Origin of the sequence: Actinomyces massiliensis 4401292, from assembly GCF_000269805.1 — a bacterium.
In the GTDB taxonomy this organism is placed as follows: Bacteria; Actinomycetota; Actinomycetes; order Actinomycetales; family Actinomycetaceae; genus Actinomyces; species Actinomyces massiliensis.
Genome location: NZ_JH711481.1, coordinates 1,455,783 through 1,475,105 on the forward strand (window position 1 = coordinate 1,455,783; position 19,323 = coordinate 1,475,105).

The following is a 19,323-nucleotide window of genomic DNA, read 5'->3' on the forward strand; positions in this document are numbered from 1 at the left end:
GGGGTCCGCTACAGTCGGGGGCAGGACAGAGCCTCAGGAGGAGTGATGACCGGCCAGACCCCGGATGATCTGGATGAGCAGCGCCGCGAGGTGGTGATCGAGACCGCCGACGCCGAGTCGACCCGGGCCCTGGGCGGCCGTCTGGCCGTCCTGCTGAGAGCGGGTGACCTCGTCATGCTCTCCGGTGATCTTGGAGCGGGCAAGACCACCCTCGCTCAGGGCGTGGGCGCCGCCATGGGCGTGCGGGGCCGTGTGTCCTCCCCGACATTCATCATCGCCCGCGTTCACCCGGCCCTGGCGGACGGCCCGGACCTCATTCACGTGGATGCCTATCGTCTGAGCTCCTTGGAGGAGGTCGACGCCCTCGATCTGGACTCCTCCATGGACGATTCCGTGACCCTGGTCGAGTGGGGCCGGGACAAGGTTGAAGCGCTGTCTGCGGATCGCCTCGAGATCACCATCGCCCGGCCCCGCGGCGGCCTCGTGGGGGGCGGGGCCGAGGCCCCGGATGAGTCCTCCGGTGCTGGCTCTGGCTCCGCTGATTCGGCTGACTCGGCTGGCTCGGCTGGCTCTGACGTGACCGACCTGACCGAGGCGGACGACTCCCGGCGCTCAGTACGTTCAGTGACCGTCACCGCGGTCGGCCCCAGGTGGACCGGCGTCGACCTGACCCGCCTCCAGGTATGAGGCGGGTGCTCATGCGCGTGCTCCCGGGCCTGAGCGCTCTCCTGCTGGCCGTCGTCCTTCTGCCGGTTCCGCGGGCGCTCGCGCAGACCTCGGCGCCGGACCCCGGATCGACCGCGGTGGCCTCGCAGGTCCAAGGGCAGCTCCAGGAGCAGGTCGAGGAGTGGGCGGCCGGCGCAGGGCAGGACGTGGCTCGTCAGGCGACCTCCGAGGATGCCTCCGTGAGTAGCCCCGTCAACGTCGAGACCTGGTCGGAGGGCGTGCTGGAGGCCGCCGATCTGGACGATCCCACCGACCCGACGACCACCTGGGTCGCCGTCATCTCCACCGCGGAGGGGCCGGTCGGCGTGCTCGTGATCGATGCCGACGGCTCCGAGCCGTCCGGGGCGGTGCAGCAGGACGCCGAGCTCGCCGCTGCTCTGGCCGCTCTGCCCGAGCGGGCCATCGTCCTGCGCCAACCGGCGCCTCCTTCTGCGGCGATGGGCAGCGCGACTCCTTCCGCGGCCTCACCGCAGTCCTCATCGGAGGGGACGGCCGATACCGATATGACGAGCCCGGCGAGCCCGGCGACGGCGGCCGGCCGCGGCGATGCTGGCGATGCTGATGCTGAGAACTATGCGGATGCTGGGGATTCAGCGGACCCCGCCGCGAGTGACGCCTGGTACGCCCTGGTTGACGAGGTCGTCACCGCATTGGACGAACAGGCGATGGCGGGTATGTCCGGACCGGTCGGCCTGCCGGCCTACGCCCAGGTCCTTTACGACCGGACGCATCACGTCAGCGACACTGACAAGGCCGAGCCCCAGGAGACCTCGCGCACGCTGGACATGGCCATCGTGTACACGGGCCTGGGAGTCCTCGTCATCGGCATGATCATCGTCACCACCACGTTCGTGCACGAGCGGCGCGTGATGGCGCCCTTGCGCGAGGGACCCGAGTCGCAGAAGGCGAAGGAGCCCGATCAGACTCGGACTCCGTGAGAGTGAGCGTCGAGATCGACTTTTTCGAACGAGATCGACGGTGGCACCGTCGATCTCGTTCGAAAAAGTCGATCTCGATAAGGGGGCGGTGGCCGGACACCCGAAAACCCGTCCCGCACACCGCCGGAACCAACCATCTAGGCTGTGGCCGTGCGCATCGTCTCCATCGACTCCTCCCACGGTTCCCAGCTCCTGGTCGCAGACGCGGTCCTCGACGCCGAGCATGCGACCCTGAGCGTGCTCAGCCTTGCCGAGCAGGCCGAATCCCGTCGCCATGCGGAGTCGCTGGGAGGCATGCTCGCCGAGGCTCTGAGCAGCCCGGCTGTTGCGGAGCGCCGGCTGGACGCCGTGGTGGCGGCTACCGGTCCTGCGCCCTTCACCGGGCTGCGCGCCGGGCTTGTGACCGCTCGGGCGCTCGGCCGCGCCCGCGGCATTCCCGTTCACGGCGTGCCCAGCCTGGATGCGGTCGCCCGAGCGGCTCTCGATGAGCTCGCCGATGAGGGGGCCACCGTTCTCGTGACCACGGACGCCCGCCGCCACGAGGTCTATGCGGCTCGCTACCGGGCCAGGGGTGCGGACGACGTCGAGTGCTTGGACGGGCCCGCGGTCCTGACCCCCGAGGCTGCGGTCGCTCTGGGCGATGTCGATGCCGTGGCCGGCTCAGGCGCCGCGCTGTACCCGCAGATCGGGGAGGGCCGGCGGAGTCTCGCCCCCATCTCCGGCGATGCCCGCGCCCAGGTCCGTATCGCCATGGCCCGGCTCGCCCATGCCGGGCCCGATGCGACGTTGTCCGCCGAACCTCTGTACCTGCGCCACGCCGACGTGCAGGTGTCGTCCGCGCGCAAGCGAGTCCGGTGACAGTGTCCGATCCGCCCAGCTCGTCCAGTCCGTCCGTATCGCCCGATTCCTCCGAACCGCCGTACTCGGCTGATGCGCCCTCCTCGGACGCGCCGGATCGGGAGGATCAGGGGCCGGGAGCGGCCCAGGGGCCGGGACGGGCGTCTGCCGACGTCGAGGGTGCGGGGGACGCCCTGCCCGGCGATGCGGTGCTCAGGCCCATGGGATGGCTCGATGTGCCGGCCGTCGCCGCGGCTGAGGAGGCCCTGTTCGGCGCGGAGGCTTGGAGCCCGGCGCTGCTGCGCACCGAGCTGGCGGCCGCCTCCGGCCCCGCGGCCGATCGGTACTACCTCGTTGCCGAACGGATGCCGCGGATGTCGGGGCGGGGGAGCGCCGGGGCGGGCGCGGATAGCGCGCTCGACGGTGTCAATGCGCCTGGCGGAGAGCTCCTGGGCTACGCCGGGCTCTGGTTCGGCGACGGCGCCGGCGACGCCGATCTGCTGACCATTGCGACGCTCCCCGCGGCGCGCAGGCGGGGCGTCGCGACCGCCATGCTCACCCGTCTCGTGGGGCGTGCTCGGCAGGCGGGCTGCGGCGCCGTCCTGCTGGAAGTGCGCGTCTCCAACACGGGCGCCCAGGCGCTCTACCGCCGCCACGGCTTCGTCCCGATCGGCAGGCGGCGTCGCTACTACCTCGCGCCTGTGGAGGATGCGCTCGTCATGCGCGTCGATATTGGCGCGCATTGCGCTCCAGGGCCGGCGGGTCCTGCAGAGCTCGCAGGCCCTGTGGGACCCGTGGGGGCGGAGGCGGTGGACGCCGATCTCCGGGGCGGCCGGATGAGGCGTCGAGGCCCCGGGGACTGATCAGCGACTGACCGGCGGCCGATCGGCAACTGTTCTGCGGCCGACCGGTGGCTTGCCTGCGGCCGACCGGCGGCCCACCGGCGGCAGCCGCCCTCCGGCGTCGTCGTTATTTGTCTGACTAGCGCGTCACGAAATGGTGGATCGTACGGCCCTCCAGAGACGCGCAACCGGGTCTCGATTCCCTCTCGACGACAGCGGCCGACAGGGCTCTTTCGTTGTTATAGAGCGCCTTCTCGCCGATGGCCTCGAGCAGCCCGCGGGAACCGGGACCATTGACTGGACGGTTTTCGTTAACCTGTACTCGTGGTCAAAACGTCTGTTCCCTCCAAGAAGAGGACCGCCTATACGACGACGGTCTTCATGAAGCGCCTGATGGCCTGGTCGGGCCTGTTCTTCCTGGTGTTCGTCCTCTTCCACGCCTACGGCAACACCCATTACTTCGAGGGCGAGATCGCCTACGACCACTACGCCTACTTCCTGCGCCAGCTGCTCGTGCCGATTCTTCCCCCCAGCGGTGTTCTGTGGCTGCTGCGCGCAGCGCTCATGGCCTGCCTGCTGGCTCACGCCGGCAGTGCCTTCCACCTGTGGGCCCGTAACAAGAAGGCGCGCGGCACTGACAAGTACGCCGTGAAGAAGCCGGGCGCCGATTACTTCGCATCCCGCTACGCCATGCGCACCATGCGCTGGGGCGGCGTCATCCTGCTGCTGTTCATCATCTGGCACATCCTGCAGTTCACCACCTTGACGATCACGCCCGGCGGTCACTACGAGCACGGCCGCGCCTATATGAACATGTGGTACGGCTTCCAGCTGTGGTGGGTCTACCTCATCTACCTCGTCGCGCTCGCCGCCCTGTGCCTGCACCTGTGGCACGGCGTGTGGTCCGCTCTGCAGACCTTGGGCGCCACTCGCGGCAACACCGTTCCCTTCGTCCGGCTCATCGCATTCGTGGTCGCCTTCGGGGTGTTCGTCGCCTTCATGTGCGTGCCCACGGCGATCCTCTTCGGCTGGGTGCCGGAGCCCATGGGCGCCGCCGACTATGCGATCAAGGCCGCCGAGGCCGGCATCGTCCTTTCCCACTGAGAGTGAACGATCATGACTGAACTCATCGACGGCCTGTACTACGAGGGCGAGAAGATCGCCGACACCAAGGCGCCCCACAGCGTTCCCATCGACCGGCGCTGGGAGCAGCGCAAGTTCGAGGCCAAGCTTGTCAACCCCGCCAACCGCCGCAAGCTCGACATCATCGTCGTCGGCTCCGGCCTGGCGGGCGGCGCCGCGGCCGCGTCCCTGGGCGAGCAGGGCTACAACGTCAAGTGCTTCTTCTACCAGGACTCCGCCCGCCGGGCGCACTCGATCGCCGCCCAGGGCGGCATCAACGCCGCGAAGAACTACCGCAACGACGGCGACTCCACGTACCGCCTCTTCTACGACACGGTCAAGGGCGGCGACTACCGCGCCCGCGAGGACAACGTCTACCGCCTGGCCGAGGTGAGCGCCAACATCATCGACCAGTGCGTCGCCCAGGGCGTGCCCTTCGCCCGCGAGTACGGCGGCCTGCTCGACAACCGCTCCTTCGGAGGCGTCCAGGTCTCCCGCACCTTCTACGCCCGCGGTCAGACCGGTCAGCAGCTCCTCATCGGCGCCTACCAGGCCCTGGAGCGCCAGGTCCACGCCGGCACGGTCAAGGAGTACCGCCGCCACGAGATGGTCGAGCTGATCATCGTCGACGGCCGCGCTCGCGGCATCGTCACGCGCGACATGGCCACCGGCGAGATCGAGACCTTCACCGCCGACGCCGTCGTCCTCGCCACCGGCGGCTACGGCAACGTCTTCTTCCTGTCGACCAACGCCATGGGCTGCAACGCCACGGCCATCTGGCGCGCGCACCGCAAGGGCGCCTACTTCGCCAACCCGTGCTACACGCAGATCCACCCCACCTGCATCCCGCAGTCCGGGGACTTCCAGTCCAAGCTCACCCTCATGAGCGAGTCCCTGCGCAACGACGGGCGCATCTGGGTGCCCAAGCGGGCGGAGGACTGCGACAAGGACCCGCGCGACATCCCCGAGGAGGACCGCGACTACTACCTCGAGCGCATCTACCCGGCCTTCGGCAACCTGGTGCCGCGCGACATCGCCTCGCGTCAGGCCAAGAACATGTGCGACGAGGGACGCGGCGTCGGCCCGGCCATCAAGGAGCGGGACGCATCCGGCAATGAGCGCATGATGCGCCGCGGCGTCTACCTCGACTTCTCCGAGGCCATCGGGCGTCTGGGCAAGGACGCCGTCTCCGCCCGGTACGGCAACCTGTTCGAGATGTACCAGCGCATCACCGGCGACGACCCCTACGAGGTGCCGATGCGCATCTACCCGGCGGTCCACTACACGATGGGCGGCCTGTGGGTCGATTACGACCTGGAGTCCAACGTCCCCGGCCTGTACGTGGGCGGCGAGGCCAACTTCTCCGACCACGGCGCGAACCGCCTGGGGGCCTCCGCCCTCATGCAGGGCCTGGCGGACGGCTACTTCGTCCTGCCGGACACCATGAACGATTACCTGGCCGACATGCTCCGCCTGGGCAAGGTGGATCCGAACGCCCCCGAGATCGCCGAGGCCAAGCGCAGTGTCGAGGAGCGCATCGCGCGCCTCATGGCGCTGCGCGGCACCCGCAGCGTGGATGACTTCCACATGGCGCTCGGGCGCATCATGTGGGAGTACTGCGGCATGGAGCGCCGGGATGCCGGTCTGCGCGAGGCCATCAAGCAGATCCGGGCTCTGAAGGAGGAGTTCTGGCGCGACGCCCGCATCACGGGCAAGGCCGACGAGCTCAACCAGGCCCTGGAGAAGGCGGGCCGCCTGCTCGACTTCTTCGAGCTCGCCGAGCTCATGTGCATCGACGCCCTGCATCGTCGCGAGTCCTGCGGTGGTCACTTCCGCGGGGAGTCCCAGACTCCCGAGGGCGAGGCGCTGCGCCACGACGACGAGTTCCTCTACGTCGGCGCCTGGGAGTGGGGCGGTGAGGGGCAGCCCCCGATCCTCCACAGGGAGGACCTCATCTACAAGGACATCGAGCTCAAGCAGCGGAGTTACAAGTGAACATCAAGCTCAAGATCTGGCGGCAGCAGAACCAGAACTCCGAGGGGTACTTCGAGGAGTATCCGATGTCCGGCATCGAGGAGCACATGAGCTTCCTCGAGGTCCTGGACCTGCTCAACGAGCAGCTCTTCGCCGAGGGCAAGGAGCCGGTCGCCTTCGACTCGGATTGCCGCGAGGGCATCTGCGGCCAGTGCGGCGTGGTCATCAACGGTCAGGCCCACGGCCCGATCCGCTCGACGACGTGCCAGCTGCACATGCGCCACCTGGCCGAGGACCCCTCCTTCAAGGATGGCGACACCATCACCATCGAGCCCTGGCGCTCGGCGGGCTTCCCGATCCTCAAGGACCTGATCGTCGATCGCTCCGCCCTGGACCGCGTCGTCCAGGCCGGGGGGTACATCTCGGTCAACACCGGCGCCGCTCCCGAGGCCCACTCGGTGCCCGTGCAGAAGGAGAAGGCCGACGCCGCCTTCGAGGCCGCGGCCTGCATCGGCTGCGGCGCATGCGTGGCGGCCTGCCCGAACGCCTCGGCCATGCTGTTCACCGGTGCGAAGATCTCGCATCTGGGTCTGCTCCCGCAGGGCCAGCCCGAGCGCCTCGCCCGGGTGGTCAACATGCTCAACCAGCACGACGCCGAGGGCTTCGGGGGCTGCACGAACATCGGCGAGTGCGCCGCGGTGTGCCCCAAGTCGGTGCCGCTGGAGGTCATCACGCGTTTGAACCGCGACCTGGGCCACGCCCTGTGGAAGGGGCAGAAGGCGCACGCCTGAGTTCGCCCGGCCCCAAGCCCTCGGCTGCCTCGACTGGTTCGGCGGCCTCGGGCGGCTAGCCCGAGGCTTCACCTCACCTCGAGGCTTCAACGCCGCGGATGATGATCTCGATCTTCCGATCCAGTCCGCCCCGCTGGATCCAGCTCTCATCGGGGGTCAGGACCGCGGGCATGGTGCGGGTGCGAGTGGAGGCGAAACGACTCGCCTCCTCCAGCCCCGTCGGGCGGTTTGCCCGATTCGCCTGGCGCCCTTCGTCGTCTGGGCCCCTCTCGCCCGCTGCTGCGGGTGATGGTGCGGCCTGATCGATGGGGGAGCGCATGACCTCGATCTGCGCGTGCATGGTGATGACGGTGTCGCCCACGAAGTCGAGGACGACGCCGGCCTCCTCGGGGTCCAGGCCGCGCTCGACCAGGCTCTGGTGCGCTTGGGCGAAGGGACCGGCGAAGAGTTGATGCGCCCAGGGCACACTCACGACCACTCCGGCCAGTCCCGGGTACTGCTCGAGCAGATTCCACATGCTCTCGGCGTGAGCGCGTATCGCGTCCTGCCAGGTGGTGCCCGGGTGGGTGAGGTCCATCTGAGTCGCCACCCGTTCGAGGCAGGCGGCCAGGAGGTCCTCGCGCGAGGAGATCGTGCGGTACAGCCCGGAGACGGCCACCCCGAGGCGCCCGGCCACAGCGGTCAGGGTGAAGTCGGCTATTCCGAGGGCCAGGGCGGCCTCGACGACGTCCGCGCGCGAGAATCGAGGCTTCGGCCCGGTGGGATTGCCCAGTCGTGTCATGGGTCCACCGTAATGCGCGGGGACGGTGGTTGCCCTCTGTGCAGCACTAAGAGTAAGGTCGCCCTTCGTCAGATCTGAAAGTCATTCAGTATTGGATTCGGCATTGGATTGAGGCGCTCGATGAGCAGGCGAACCAGGCGAACCAGGCGAACAGAGTCAGCGGAATCATCAGCATCAGTGGAATCTCGCACCGCATCCGACGGCGGCCCAGCCAGCCCAACCAGCCCAACCAGCCCAGCCAGCTCAGGCGGCTCGAACGGCTCGGAGATCTCGGACAGCAAGGCCTCCAGGCAGAGGCGCTCCCGTGAGGGGCAGGCGGCCATCAAGCGACTCGGCGCGCCCGTGCGCACCCGGTTGCGGATAGGGCAGGTCCTGGTCCTGCTCTCGGGCATCCTCGCCGTCGCGCCCTACCTCGCCCTGGTCCGGCTCGGAGACATCCTCCTGGACGCCTACAACGCCGGCGCCGCCCCCGACCCGCAGCGCGTGCGCACCGTCGTCATGATGCTCATCAGCGCCTACTCCACGCGCCTGCTCCTGTACATGGTGGCCCTGATCATCACCCATATGGCCGACCTCTCCCTGCGGGACCAGATGCGCCGCGACATCGTCCAGCGCATCTCCCGCGCCCCGCTGGCCTGGTTCACCGCGTCCACCTCCGGGCGGATCCGCAAGGCCGTCCAGGACGACACCACCACCGTCCACACCGTCATCGCCCACGGCCCCGTCGAGCAGCTCAATGCCATCGTCACCCCGCTGGCGCTCGTCGCCTGCGCCTTCTGGACCGACTGGCGCCTGGCCCTGCTGGCGCTGTCAACCCTCCTGCTGTACGTACTGACCTACTCCTTCTCCATGCGCGGCATGAATGAGAAGACCGTCGAGATGGACCGCAAGCTGGCCGCCGTCTCCTCCACCATGGTCGAGTTCGTCTCCGGCATCGGCGTGGTCAAGGCGTTCGGGCGCGTCGGGCGCGCCCATGCCGCCTACCTCAACGCGGCCGACGACTTCTCCGCCTTCTACCGGGCCTGGGCGATGCCGTTGGTGACCATGACCTGCCTGTCCTTCACGTGGGTCTCGGTCCCCGTTCTGCTCCTGGTCAACCTGGGCGGTGGGGCGCTGCTCATCAGTGCCGGGCTCGTCACCCTGCCCGAGGTCCTGGCCACCACCCTCATCGCCCTGGTGCTGCCCGGCGCCCTCCTGACCGTCGCGTCGATCTCCTGGTCCTACCAGATGGCCGGCGCCGCCGCTCTGCGACTGTGCGAGGTCATCGACACCCCCGTCCTGCCCACGGCCGAGGAGTCCCGGCGGCCCGAGCGGGCGCGCGTCGAGATCGACCGCGTCTCCTTCTCCTACGGGGACACTCTCGCCGTTGACGAGGCCTCGCTCACCCTGGAGCCCGGCACCGTCACCGCTCTGCTCGGCCCCTCGGGCTCGGGCAAGTCGACGCTGGCCACCCTCATCGCCCGCTTCGCCGACCCCGACTCCGGCGCCGTGCGCGTCGGCGGGGTGGATCTGCGCGACATGGATGAGGAGACGCTCTACTCCACGGTCTCCTTCGTCCTCCAGGACGCCCAGCTCCTGGGCGCGACGGTGCGCGAGAACATCGCGCTGGGACGCCCCGACGCCGACCTGGAGCAGGTGCGCGACGCCGCCCGGGTCGCCCATGTCGATGAGGAGATCATGGCCCTTCCCGATGGTTACGACACCGTCCTTGGGAGGGATACGGCCCTGTCCGGCGGCCAGGAGCAGCGCATCGCCATCGCCAGGGCCGTGCTGCTGGACACCCCCGTTCTGCTGCTCGACGAGGCCACCGCCATGGCCGATCCCGAGTCCGAGGCCGAGATCCAGGAGGCGCTGAGCGCCCTCGTCGCGGGGCGCACGGTTCTGGTCATCGCCCATCGCCCGGCCGCCGTGCGCGGCGCCCACCGCATCGCCGTCATGGAGCGCGGGCGCGTGGTCGCCGCGGGCAGTCACGAGGAGCTGCTGGACGAGCCCCACTACCGCGCCCTGCTGCGTCAGTCCGGTGCACTGGACGACGACGCCCCCGGAGGTGGGGCGGACACCGCTCGCGAAGCCGACGTGTTGAGATCCTCGGCGCCGCGCCCGGTCGGTGCCGATGCCTCCGAGGGCGCCAGGCCCCGGGCCTCCCGTCCGGCCTCCGCGTCCACGGGCCCCGGCGGGGCCTCGAGCTCCCTGCTGTCCCGATTCCGCCGGCTCATGGCCGAGGCCTCGTGGCAGCAGACGCGGGCCGGCCTCATCCTGGGCGGAATCAATGGCGTCGTGTCGGGCCTCGCACTCCTGGCGCTGCTGCCCGCCTCGGTCGCCCTGGCCACCGGCGAGCCCCATTGGGGACTGTCCTTCGGCGGCTGGCTGGCGGTTCTGGGCGCCTGCGCCGTTGGCGCTGCCGTCACCGAGTTCCAGGGCCAGCGCAAAAGCATGTCCGGAGCACTCGGTTTCATGCACGACGTTCATTATGCGGTCGGCGACCAGATAGCGCGGCTGCCCCTGCGCTGGTTCACGGCCGAGACCGCCGGCACCATGTCGAGGGCCGTCAGCCAGGAGATGGTGTCTCTGGGGGAGTCCGCCGCCCACTTCATGTACACGCTCACCTTCACGATCGCCGGCTGCGTCGTCGTCGGTATCGGATCGTGGGCCTGGGACTGGCGCCTGGGTCTGCTGCTCACGCTCGCCGCTCCGCTGTTCGCCGGGCTCATCCGCGGCGCGCGCCGTCTGCTGGACCACGGCAAATCGATCTCCGAGCTCGCCGAGCGCGAGCTCGCCATCCGCGTGGTTGAGATCGCCCGCTGCCAGGGCGCTCTGCGCTCGTGCCGGGCCACCACGCGCTACGGCCGTCTCAAGGCCGCCTTCGACAATGGGGCCCGAGCCTCCAGGCGCAGCCTGTGGTGGGAGACCGCGGGCAATGTCGTCAACGGTGCACTGGCGCAGATCATCATCATCGCCATGATCGTCCTGACGGCGATGCTCGCTGTGGGCGGCTCCATGGCGCCGCTCGCCGCGGTGGCCACCATCGGCATGTGCCTGCGCTTCACCACCATGCTCGACGACATCGGCGCCTCGGTGATGGCCATGGAGGAGCGCCGCCAGATGATGAACCATCTCGATGCGGTCATGGACGCCGAGCTCATGGCCGAGCCCGAGACGCCCGCCGCACTGCCCGCTCCCGGTGCCGTTCAGTTCGACGACGTCGCCTTCGGCTATCGGGCCAGCGAGCCCGTGCTGAACGGGGTCTCGCTGAGCGTGCCCGCCCACGGCATGTGCGCGATCGTGGGTCCCTCCGGCAGTGGCAAGACGACGATCGCCAGGCTCATCGCCCGCTTCTGGGACGCCGACTCCGGGACTGTGCGCGTGGGCGGCACCGATGTGCGCGATATGCCGACGGCGCAGCTCATGGAGCAGCTGTCCATGGTCTTCCAGGACGTCTATCTCTTCGACGACACCCTGGCCGCCAATGTCCGCGTCGGCGATCCGAGCGCCACTGAGGAGCAGGTGCGCCGGGCGGCCGATCTGGCCGGTGTCACCGAGGTCGTCGATCGGCTGCCGCACGGCTGGGATACCCGGGTGGGGGAGGGCGGTCGGGCTCTGTCCGGCGGGGAGCGCCAGCGCGTCTCCATCGCCCGGGCGCTGCTCAAGCGCGCGCCGATCGTGCTGCTCGACGAGGCCACCAGCGCATTGGATGCGGAGAATGAGGCCAATATCGTCGCCGCCATGGAGGAGCTGCGGCGCACCTCGACGCTCATCGTCATCGCCCACAAGCTCGAGACGATCGCCGCGGCGGATCAGGTGGTCGTTCTCGGCGACGACGGACGGGTGGCTCAGCGCGGTCGGCACGAGGAGCTCGTCAATGTGCCCGGCCCCTACCGGGAGTTCTGGGAGCAGCGCTCCCGGGCCCATGGTTGGGCGCTTGTGTAAGACGGCCGCGCCCCTTTCGTCGAGATCGGTCCGGTTCCGCGTCGAGATCGGTCGAAACTCGCGTCGAGATCGGTCCGGTTCCGCGTCGAGATCGGTCGAAACTCGCGTCGAGTTCGGTCCGGAGCGGCAGCCGAGTGCCTGCCGGGCGCCGCTGTCATGAGAGAAGGCGGCGCTCCTGCGCGGCTCCTGCGCGCTTTTGGTGCTGGGCCCGCTTCGCCTGCGCTGAGGAACCTCGAGATCACGCGATCCGCGTCAGGTGCGACCATGGTGATCACGTCAGAAGTGCGTGGGAACCAACTCTTCTCGACCGAGGACGGGACGTGGCGAGGGCCTTTCGAGGCCTCAGCAAGCTCCATGGGTCCGGTGCCGGCTGGCGTCCCGGGCCGTTGTCTTGGTCGTCGGCCAAGGCCGACGGCAGCTGGTGACGTGAACGTGCTTTTCCAACACGGACGTACCTTTCTCCCACTCTTCTGAAGGTAAAGCTCAGAGAAATGGGAGAAAGGTACGTCCGTATGACAAAGGTACGTTGATGTTCCGTCTCGCCTGGGAGCCGTGGGCCCGGGCGGGTATCCCCGAACAAGTCTCGGTACGGAGGCCGGCCGATCTCGGTGGAACGTTGAAGGGAACTGGCGGAGACGGTCGGATGCCGGGCGACCGGGCGCCCGTCCGGGACTCCTGCGCTGTCTCGATCCTTCCCTGCGGTAGGCGCGCTAGGCTGGACGCTCGTGAGCGACCCCTTGATTCTCGGCATCGAGTCCACCTGCGATGAGACCGGCGTGGCGCTCGTGCGCGGCCGCGAGCTCCTGGCAGACGTCACCGCCACCTCCATGGACGAGTACGCCCGCTTCGGCGGCATCATCCCCGAGATCGCCTCGCGCGCCCACCTGGAGTCCTTCATACCCACCCTCGACGCCGCCCTGGAGGCCGCGGGTGCGGACCTGGGCGAGGTCGACGCCGTCGCCGTATGCGCCGGACCCGGCCTCATCGGCTCCCTGACTGTCGGCATCTCAGCGGCCAAGGCGCTGGCCGCCTCGCTGGGCAGGCCCGTCTACGGCGTCAACCACGTCATCGGGCACCTGGCGGTCGATGAGTTGGTGGACGGCCCCCTGCCCGAGCGCTTCATCGGGCTCATCGTCTCCGGCGGCCACTCCAATCTTCTGCGCATCGGGGACATCGCCACCGACGTCGTCGAGCTGGGCGGCACCCTCGACGACGCCGCGGGCGAGGCCTTCGACAAGGTCGGCCGTCTGCTCGGTCTGCCCTACCCCGGCGGGCCGCACGTGGACCGGCTCTCCCAGCAGGGGGACCGCAAGGCGATCCGCTTCCCCCGCGGACTGGCGGCCGCCAAGGACAGGGAGCGCCACCGCTACGACTTCTCCTTCTCCGGGCTCAAGACCGCGGTGGCCCGCTATGTGGAGTCCCTGGAGGATGCCGGGAAGCAGGTTCCCGGCGCGGACGTGTGCGCGGCCTTCTCCGAGGCCGTCAACGACTCCCTGACCGCCAAGGCCGTTCAGGCCTGCCTGGATACGGGCTGCGACACCCTTGTGGTGGGCGGCGGCTACTCGGCCAACTCCCGTCTGCGCGAGTTGGCCGCTGAGCGCTGCGAGGCCGCGGGCATCACCCTGCGCCTGCCGCCTCTGCGCTTCTGCACCGACAACGGCGCCCAGATCGCCGCCCTGGGCTCGGCAGCCGTGCGGGCGGGCGTGGAGCCCAGCCCCATGGGCTTCGCCCCCGACTCGGGCATGCCCCTGGACATCGCCGTCGCCTCCTGACGCCTTCCGCCCCTTCGCCGAGATCGGTCGTACTCCGCGTCGAAATCGGTCCGCTTCCGCGTCGAGATCGGTTGATGCGGTTGCTGTCGACCGGTGCGCGTGGCTCTCTGTCTGCCGGTCAGGCGAGTGCGCGCTCAAGTACCTCCCGTATGAGCTGGCTTCGCGTCCTGCCGCGAGCCCTCGCCTCGCTCCGCCGCTTCTCCGAGGCGCTCGATATCCTCGTCTGTGAGGTGTGCGCCGCTCTTCGTCCTATAGGCGCTCATCTGTTCTCCTTCCCGATACAGAGTTCGTCGGCCATCTTCGTTGTCAGTCGCATCGCGTGGAAGATTAGGAGGCGGCTGTCCTCGAGCTCCACGCCCACCATCTCGATCATCCGTCCGCGCGGGTCCGCACCCGCGGCTGCGTAGTAGTCGGGGGATTGCATACAGGGGTGTGACTCGTAGTGAATAGAGCCCTGGAATTCTGAAGAAATACCGTTGCGCGGTAGATGATTCGCTCCTCCCATGTGCGCTGACCCCCATTGGTGCGTATGGGAGTTGATGAGCTATTTGCGACGAATATTGAGGAAATTCAGGAACATGACTAGAAAAGGCTTTCCGTCAATGAGGGAGCCTTACTCCCAGGCGCAATCTTCGCGTGTAGCCGTCCTGATCGGAAGAGCGGACGAGGCCAACGGGCATGGAAGTAAACGGGCATGGAAGTAGCGGAATCGGCGGGACTGGCGGAACCGTTCTTGAGAGGCATCGCGTGCAGTTGCCCGATTGATGTGATGTTCCGATTTCCGGCCGGGTGGGGTCAGAGACGGCGTACCCCAGCCAGGACCGATCTCGGTGCGGAAGTGAACCGATTTCGAGGCGGAGTTCGACCGATCTCGGTGCGGAACTGGACCGATTTCGGTGCGGAAGTGAACCGATCTCGGCGAATCGGGCCGGCCTGACGCTTTGTTCGCGCGCTCGACGACGCCGGGCCCTCGCATGAACCGCACGGCCCGCATGACCCGCACGGCCCGTATGAGCAGGGCGTCAGCCCGAGGCCACCAGCGACGCCACCTCATCGGGCCGCAGCGGGCGACCCGCCCGCACCTCGGCCAGCAGGAGCCGCACTGCCGCCTCGTTGCCGCCCCCGGAGCGCACGGCCGCCAGCTGGCGCTGGTAGGAGGCCCCCGCCTCCAGGGTGGCCCGTACTCCCTCCAGCTCGGCCTCGCATCCCAGGTCTGCCGCCACGGGCGCCAGCTCGGTCACCATCCGCTCCACCGTGTCGGTCACCAGCTCCTCGTTGCCGAGGGAGTCGGTGATGAGGATGGCGTCCATGCCGTAGCGGGCCGAGCGCCATTTGTTCTCATCGACGTACCACGCCGGCATGGCGTCCAGTTCCTCGCCGCGATCCAGGGCCCGCGAGAAGCTCTCCACCAGGCACTGGGTCAGCGCCGCGATGCCGGCCAGTTCGGTGAGATTGGTGGCGGCGTCGCAGGCCCGCACCTCGATCGTGCCCAGGCGCGGCGAGGGCCGCACGTCCCAGCGGACCTCGGTGAAGTCCTCGATGACCCCGGTGTGGATCATGTCCCCGGCGTAGGCCTCGAGTTCGTCCCAGGTCTCCAACTGGTGCGGCGCTCCCGCCGTGGGCAGCTGCTGGAACATCATCGCCCGGTTGTCGGCGTAACCGGTGTCCAGGCCCGCCCAGAACGGCGAGGATGCGCTCAGGCACTGCAGGTGGGCCGTGCGGGTCAGCAGCGCCCGCAGGATCGGCAGCGCCTTGGCCCGGTCCTCCAGGCCGACGTGCACGTGGGTGCCGAAGATGAGCATCTGATGCCCCCACAGGCGCGTGCGGTCCACCAGCCGCGCGTAGCGCTCGGTGTCCGTCACCTTCTGCACCAGGGGGTCGGCGAAGGGGTGGGTGCCGGCGCTGGACAGATCCACGCGCAGAGGCTCGGTCACCGGCAGGAGCCGGTCGAAGGCCAGCGCTATGTCCTCCAGGCATTCAGCCACGGTGCGCCGCGCTCCCGATACCAGCTCGACGGTGTTGAGCATCATCTCGCCGTGGATGTGCGGGTCGGGCCGCACTGCTCGGAGGATCTCGGCCGCGCACTGGCGCAGGTCGAGGCTGTCGCGGTCGATCAGCTGGAGCTCCCACTCCACTCCGAGTGTGGAGCGCTCGGAATGGGCGAAGGGCAGGGGCTGACGATGGACGAGGCGTGCAGACGGGCTCACGGCGGCTCCTCAATGGTTCAGGGGTGGCCGGGACTGTGATCGGACGCTTGACGCGACGGGCGGGCCTTAGGATACGGGGACGTCGGGCTCGGTGCTCAGGGGGGCCGCCTGACAGGGCTCCGCGACGACGACCACGCCGCGCGCGCGCTCCCCGTGCTCCCCGGGAGAACCGATCCGGGTCATGATCCAGGTCTCGTGGGCCTCGCCGCTCGGGCGGACGGCCGAGCGCACGATCTCGGGCGCAACCGGTACGCCGCGCTTGTGGATATCCAGACGGCCGATGTCGCGTTCACGGACACGAGCCTTGAGAGACTTCAGGCTCAGCGGCAGTACCTCGCTCACCCGCCACGAGCGCACGAACGGGGCCAGGTCGGAGTCGGGGAGCTGATCGCCGCTGAGGTAGGCGATGCGCTCGCCCACCGGTGTCGCCTCGAGCCGCTCGGCGAGGTGCGCCACGAGTCCCGCGCGGATCACCGCGCCGTCCGGCTCGTGGATGTAGGCGCCCAGGTCCTCGACGCCGGTCAGCGGCGCGAGTTGGACGGGCGGCATCGAGGGGTCGTGGCAGTCGGGGTCGCGCAGCGTGCGCGCGATCGGGTGGGCTCCGGGGACGTGCGGGCCGTCCCCGGTCGGCAGGATGAGAGCCGAGCGCCCGGGGCCCTCGACGGCGAGCGGACCGCACCAGATGCCGGCTTCGACGACGTCGCCGCCCACACTGACCCACTGCACGTGGGCGTCGGCGGGGAGCGCCGCGTGGTCGATGCCCGGCGCGACCTTGATGCCGAGCGCCTCCACGTCGTCGCGCAATGCCAGGATCCGGCCGAGCGCCGGCGACCACTGCTCGGGATCGGCGATACGACGGCCGTCGGCCCGGCGCGCCGGGTCGGCGAAGACGGCGTCGATGCCGCGGGCCGCCAGGTCGAGCTCAAGCGCATCGGCGCACAGCACCTCGACATCGGGGAAGGCCATGAAATTGACTGTCGCCAGTGCCGCCGTCGCCTCGTCGCGCTCGACGGCGAGCACGGGGAGGCCGAGCCCCGCCAGGGCCAGTGCGTCCCCGCCGATGCCGCAGCCCAGGTCGGCCACGCGCCGGGCGCCGGCGCGGGCGTAGCGGGCGGCATGGTGGGCCGATACGGTCAGGCGCGTGGCCTGCTCCAGCCCGTCGGGCGTGAAGAGCATCTGGGAGGCGAATGGCCCGAATTTGGCCTCCGCCCGGGATCGCAGTCGCTGCTGGGTCAGAGCGGCCGACACGAGCTCGGGCGCATGCCCCTGGTCGCGCAGGGACTGGCCCACCGACAGCGCCGCGGATTCGTCGTAGGGCGGAAGCTCGGCGAGCAGGGCCCAGCCCTCGGGCGTGAGCAGGGGGGCGAGGTGCGAGGCGTCCATCGGGCGATCATGGCACGCATCGGGGCGGCGCGGAGCGACGAATCGCCTGAGAGCGGCTACGGTTGTGATGCGCCCGGCCGTCGAGACCGGGGCGGCGGAAGGGAAAGGGGCTCCTCATGAGCGCGGGTAGTCGAAGCGCGCGTCGGATCTGGCTGACCCGAGTGACCTGGGGCATCGCGGTTCTGGCCGCCGTCGTCCTCGTCCTGCCCAATGCGTGGATCCTGGTGGCGAGCGCCGGCCGGGTGAGCGACTACGGTAAGAGCGGGGACACGGCGAAGGCGCCCGTGGCCATCGTCCTGGGTGCGTCGGTATGGGCTCCGGGGGAGCCCTCGCCGTGGTTGAAGTACCGCCTTGAGACCGCCGCCGGTCTGTACCAGTCGGGGCGCGTGGACGCCATCCTGGTCTCGGGGGACAACAGCCGTATCGACTACGACGAGCCCACCGCCATGCGCGACTACCTGGTGGGTCTGGGGATTCCCTCCGAGGCGATCGCACTGGACTACGCCGGGTTCGACACCTATGACACCTGTGTGCGCGCCCACAAGATCTTCGGAGTCGATGAGGCGCTCCTGGTCTCCCAGGACTTCCATGTGAGCCGGGCGGTGGCGGTCTGCCGCGCGGCAGGAGTGGATGCTCGCGGCGTGGGCGACACTCGGGCCAGCCAAGACCGCAGCACTTGGGCGGCCAGTTGGCTGCGCGAGCGCCCGGCCGCCGCCAAGGCGGCCTGGGACGTGGCCACGAGGCGCGAGCCCACGCTGGGGAACAGGGAGACCACCGTGGATGACGCCCTGGCGTGGACGCGGGCGAACCGCGGGAAGTGAGGCGGTGAGAGCGAGTCTGATCTCGCGTCGCGGGCGTTTGTTGGCTGCGCTGCACGCCCAGGGCGAACCCGGGTCGCTTTCTTGGCACTCGCGTTGACTGAGTGCTAATCGCCCGCGTACATTCCTCGTCAGGCGCGGGGCCTGTGCGGTCCCGCGGCACGCGCCCTCGGCGCTGACGGACCGACCCCCGCGACGGCGGACCGGCACCGTCAGGACGCGGACCCAGACACTATCCGCATACGAAAGAAGCGAGAAGGGGAGGACGACATGTCGATCTCCATCAAGCCGCTCGAGGACCGGATCGTCGTGCAGACGGTCGAGGCCGAGCAGACCACCGCATCCGGTCTGGTCATCCCGGACACCGCCAAGGAGAAGCCCCAGGAGGGCAAGGTCGTGGCCGTGGGCCCCGGCCGCATCGACGATTCCGGAAAGCGCGTCCCGGTTGACGTTGCCGAGGGCGACCTCGTCATCTACTCCAAGTACGGCGGCACCGAGGTCAAGTACGCGGGCGAGGACTACCTCATCCTCTCCGCGCGCGATGTCCTCGCCGTCGTCACCAAGTGAGCTAGTGAGCTGACGCGAGTCGAGTCTGTTCCGCGGACCAGACGACCAGACGAAGGGCGGCGCTGCCAGTAGGCAGCGCCGCCCTTGATCGTCGTGTCGCCTCGGAGCGCAGCTGGAGCGTTCGCGCCCGAGAGCGAGCGGTGGATGATGATGGAGATGAAGAGGAGGCGGAGCGGGGGGAGGACCAGAAGCCCTCAGGCCACGGGAGTCCCGCGTCCGTTCTCCTCTCGGTCTATCCAGGCACGGCGCTCCTCCTCCGTCATGCCGCCCCACACGCCATAAGGCTCGTGAGTGGCCAGAGCATGGTTGCGGCAATCGACGATGACGGGGCAAGTGCTGCACACGGCCTTGGCATCCTCGTCGCGCTTGCGGCGTGAGCTGCCGCGTTCGCCTTCGGGGTGGAAGAACCGCATGGAGTCCATGCCAATGCAGGCGCCCTGGTACTGCCATTCCCACAGCGTCGTGATGGGCTTGGGGAGACGTGCATTCCCTGCCATCACGCCCCTTTCTCGCGCGGATGCACGATCGCACTTGGACACGTTGTGCCCGGTACAACAGTAGGTACAGCTCACGGGCGATATCAAGCACTTGGACGATGATTTTCTTAGGAAATCCGCCAAGTCTTGTTGTGCAAGATG

The 19,323-nt window shown here is 69.1% G+C and carries 15 protein-coding genes; 11 read left to right on the forward strand and 4 right to left on the reverse strand.

Going from position 1 to position 19,323, the window contains the following annotated elements:
- The first annotated feature begins 45 nt into the window (after positions 1-45).
- From tsaE to W5W_RS0106180, 7 genes are all read left to right on the forward strand, one after another.
- On the forward strand, positions 46-687 hold the full coding sequence (gene tsaE / locus W5W_RS0106150) for a tRNA (adenosine(37)-N6)-threonylcarbamoyltransferase complex ATPase subunit type 1 TsaE (protein WP_017194753.1): 642 nt from the start codon (positions 46-48) through the stop codon (positions 685-687).
- Between the two features lie 11 nt (positions 688-698).
- Positions 699-1,664, forward strand: coding sequence for a hypothetical protein (locus W5W_RS0106155; protein ID WP_232611796.1), 966 nt, complete (start codon positions 699-701; stop codon positions 1,662-1,664).
- A gap of 150 nt (positions 1,665-1,814) precedes the next feature.
- On the forward strand, positions 1,815-2,522 hold the full coding sequence (gene tsaB, locus W5W_RS0106160) for a tRNA (adenosine(37)-N6)-threonylcarbamoyltransferase complex dimerization subunit type 1 TsaB (RefSeq protein WP_008731464.1): 708 nt from the start codon (positions 1,815-1,817) through the stop codon (positions 2,520-2,522).
- Complete coding sequence (locus tag W5W_RS0106165) at positions 2,519-3,364, forward strand: GNAT family N-acetyltransferase (RefSeq protein WP_017194755.1); 846 nt, start codon at positions 2,519-2,521, stop codon at positions 3,362-3,364. Before tsaB ends, W5W_RS0106165 begins: the two co-directional genes overlap by 4 nt.
- 303 nt (positions 3,365-3,667) lie before the next feature.
- The gene (locus W5W_RS0106170) at positions 3,668-4,447 is read left to right on the forward strand and encodes a succinate dehydrogenase cytochrome b subunit (protein ID WP_017194756.1); all 780 of its coding nucleotides are present in this window, start codon (positions 3,668-3,670) and stop codon (positions 4,445-4,447) included.
- 12 nt (positions 4,448-4,459) lie between these two features.
- The gene (locus tag W5W_RS0106175; protein ID WP_017194757.1) at positions 4,460-6,460 is read left to right on the forward strand and encodes a fumarate reductase/succinate dehydrogenase flavoprotein subunit; all 2,001 of its coding nucleotides are present in this window, start codon (positions 4,460-4,462) and stop codon (positions 6,458-6,460) included.
- Positions 6,457-7,230: a succinate dehydrogenase/fumarate reductase iron-sulfur subunit gene (locus W5W_RS0106180; protein WP_017194758.1), complete on the forward strand. Its 774-nt coding sequence runs from the start codon at positions 6,457-6,459 to the stop codon at positions 7,228-7,230. The genes W5W_RS0106175 and W5W_RS0106180 overlap by 4 nt, the downstream gene beginning before the upstream one ends.
- A gap of 73 nt (positions 7,231-7,303) precedes the next feature.
- Here W5W_RS0106180 and W5W_RS0106185 read toward each other — a convergent pair whose 3' ends face one another.
- On the reverse strand, positions 7,304-8,011 hold the full coding sequence (locus tag W5W_RS0106185; protein WP_017194759.1) for a TetR/AcrR family transcriptional regulator: 708 nt from the start codon (positions 8,009-8,011) through the stop codon (positions 7,304-7,306).
- Between the two features lie 177 nt (positions 8,012-8,188).
- Between W5W_RS0106185 and W5W_RS15650 the strand changes: the two genes are divergently transcribed.
- Both W5W_RS15650 and tsaD read left to right on the forward strand, forming a co-directional pair.
- Complete coding sequence (locus W5W_RS15650; protein ID WP_154650257.1) at positions 8,189-11,938, forward strand: ABC transporter ATP-binding protein; 3,750 nt, start codon at positions 8,189-8,191, stop codon at positions 11,936-11,938.
- Positions 11,939-12,663: 725 nt separating this feature from the next.
- Complete coding sequence (tsaD, locus tag W5W_RS0106200; RefSeq protein WP_008731474.1) at positions 12,664-13,710, forward strand: tRNA (adenosine(37)-N6)-threonylcarbamoyltransferase complex transferase subunit TsaD; 1,047 nt, start codon at positions 12,664-12,666, stop codon at positions 13,708-13,710.
- 1,022 nt (positions 13,711-14,732) lie between these two features.
- Here the strand turns inward: tsaD and W5W_RS0106210 are convergent.
- Positions 14,733-15,917: a glutamate--cysteine ligase gene (locus W5W_RS0106210; RefSeq protein WP_008731471.1), complete on the reverse strand. Its 1,185-nt coding sequence runs from the start codon at positions 15,915-15,917 to the stop codon at positions 14,733-14,735.
- 66 nt (positions 15,918-15,983) lie between these two features.
- Positions 15,984-17,300 carry a class I SAM-dependent methyltransferase gene (locus tag W5W_RS0106215; RefSeq protein WP_017194763.1) on the reverse strand — a complete coding sequence of 439 codons (1,317 nt, stop codon included), beginning with the start codon at positions 17,298-17,300 and terminating at the stop codon, positions 15,984-15,986.
- 116 nt (positions 17,301-17,416) lie between these two features.
- Between W5W_RS0106215 and W5W_RS0106220 the strand changes: the two genes are divergently transcribed.
- Positions 17,417-18,121: a SanA/YdcF family protein gene (locus tag W5W_RS0106220; RefSeq protein ID WP_050980349.1), complete on the forward strand. Its 705-nt coding sequence runs from the start codon at positions 17,417-17,419 to the stop codon at positions 18,119-18,121.
- A gap of 267 nt (positions 18,122-18,388) precedes the next feature.
- Positions 18,389-18,685, forward strand: a complete 297-nt coding sequence (gene groES / locus W5W_RS0106225; protein WP_008729888.1) for a co-chaperone GroES — start codon at positions 18,389-18,391, stop codon at positions 18,683-18,685.
- A gap of 194 nt (positions 18,686-18,879) precedes the next feature.
- Here the strand turns inward: groES and W5W_RS0106230 are convergent, their stop codons facing one another.
- Positions 18,880-19,182 carry a WhiB family transcriptional regulator gene (locus W5W_RS0106230; RefSeq protein ID WP_017194765.1) on the reverse strand — a complete coding sequence of 101 codons (303 nt, stop codon included), beginning with the start codon at positions 19,180-19,182 and terminating at the stop codon, positions 18,880-18,882.
- Positions 19,183-19,323 lie beyond the last annotated feature (141 nt).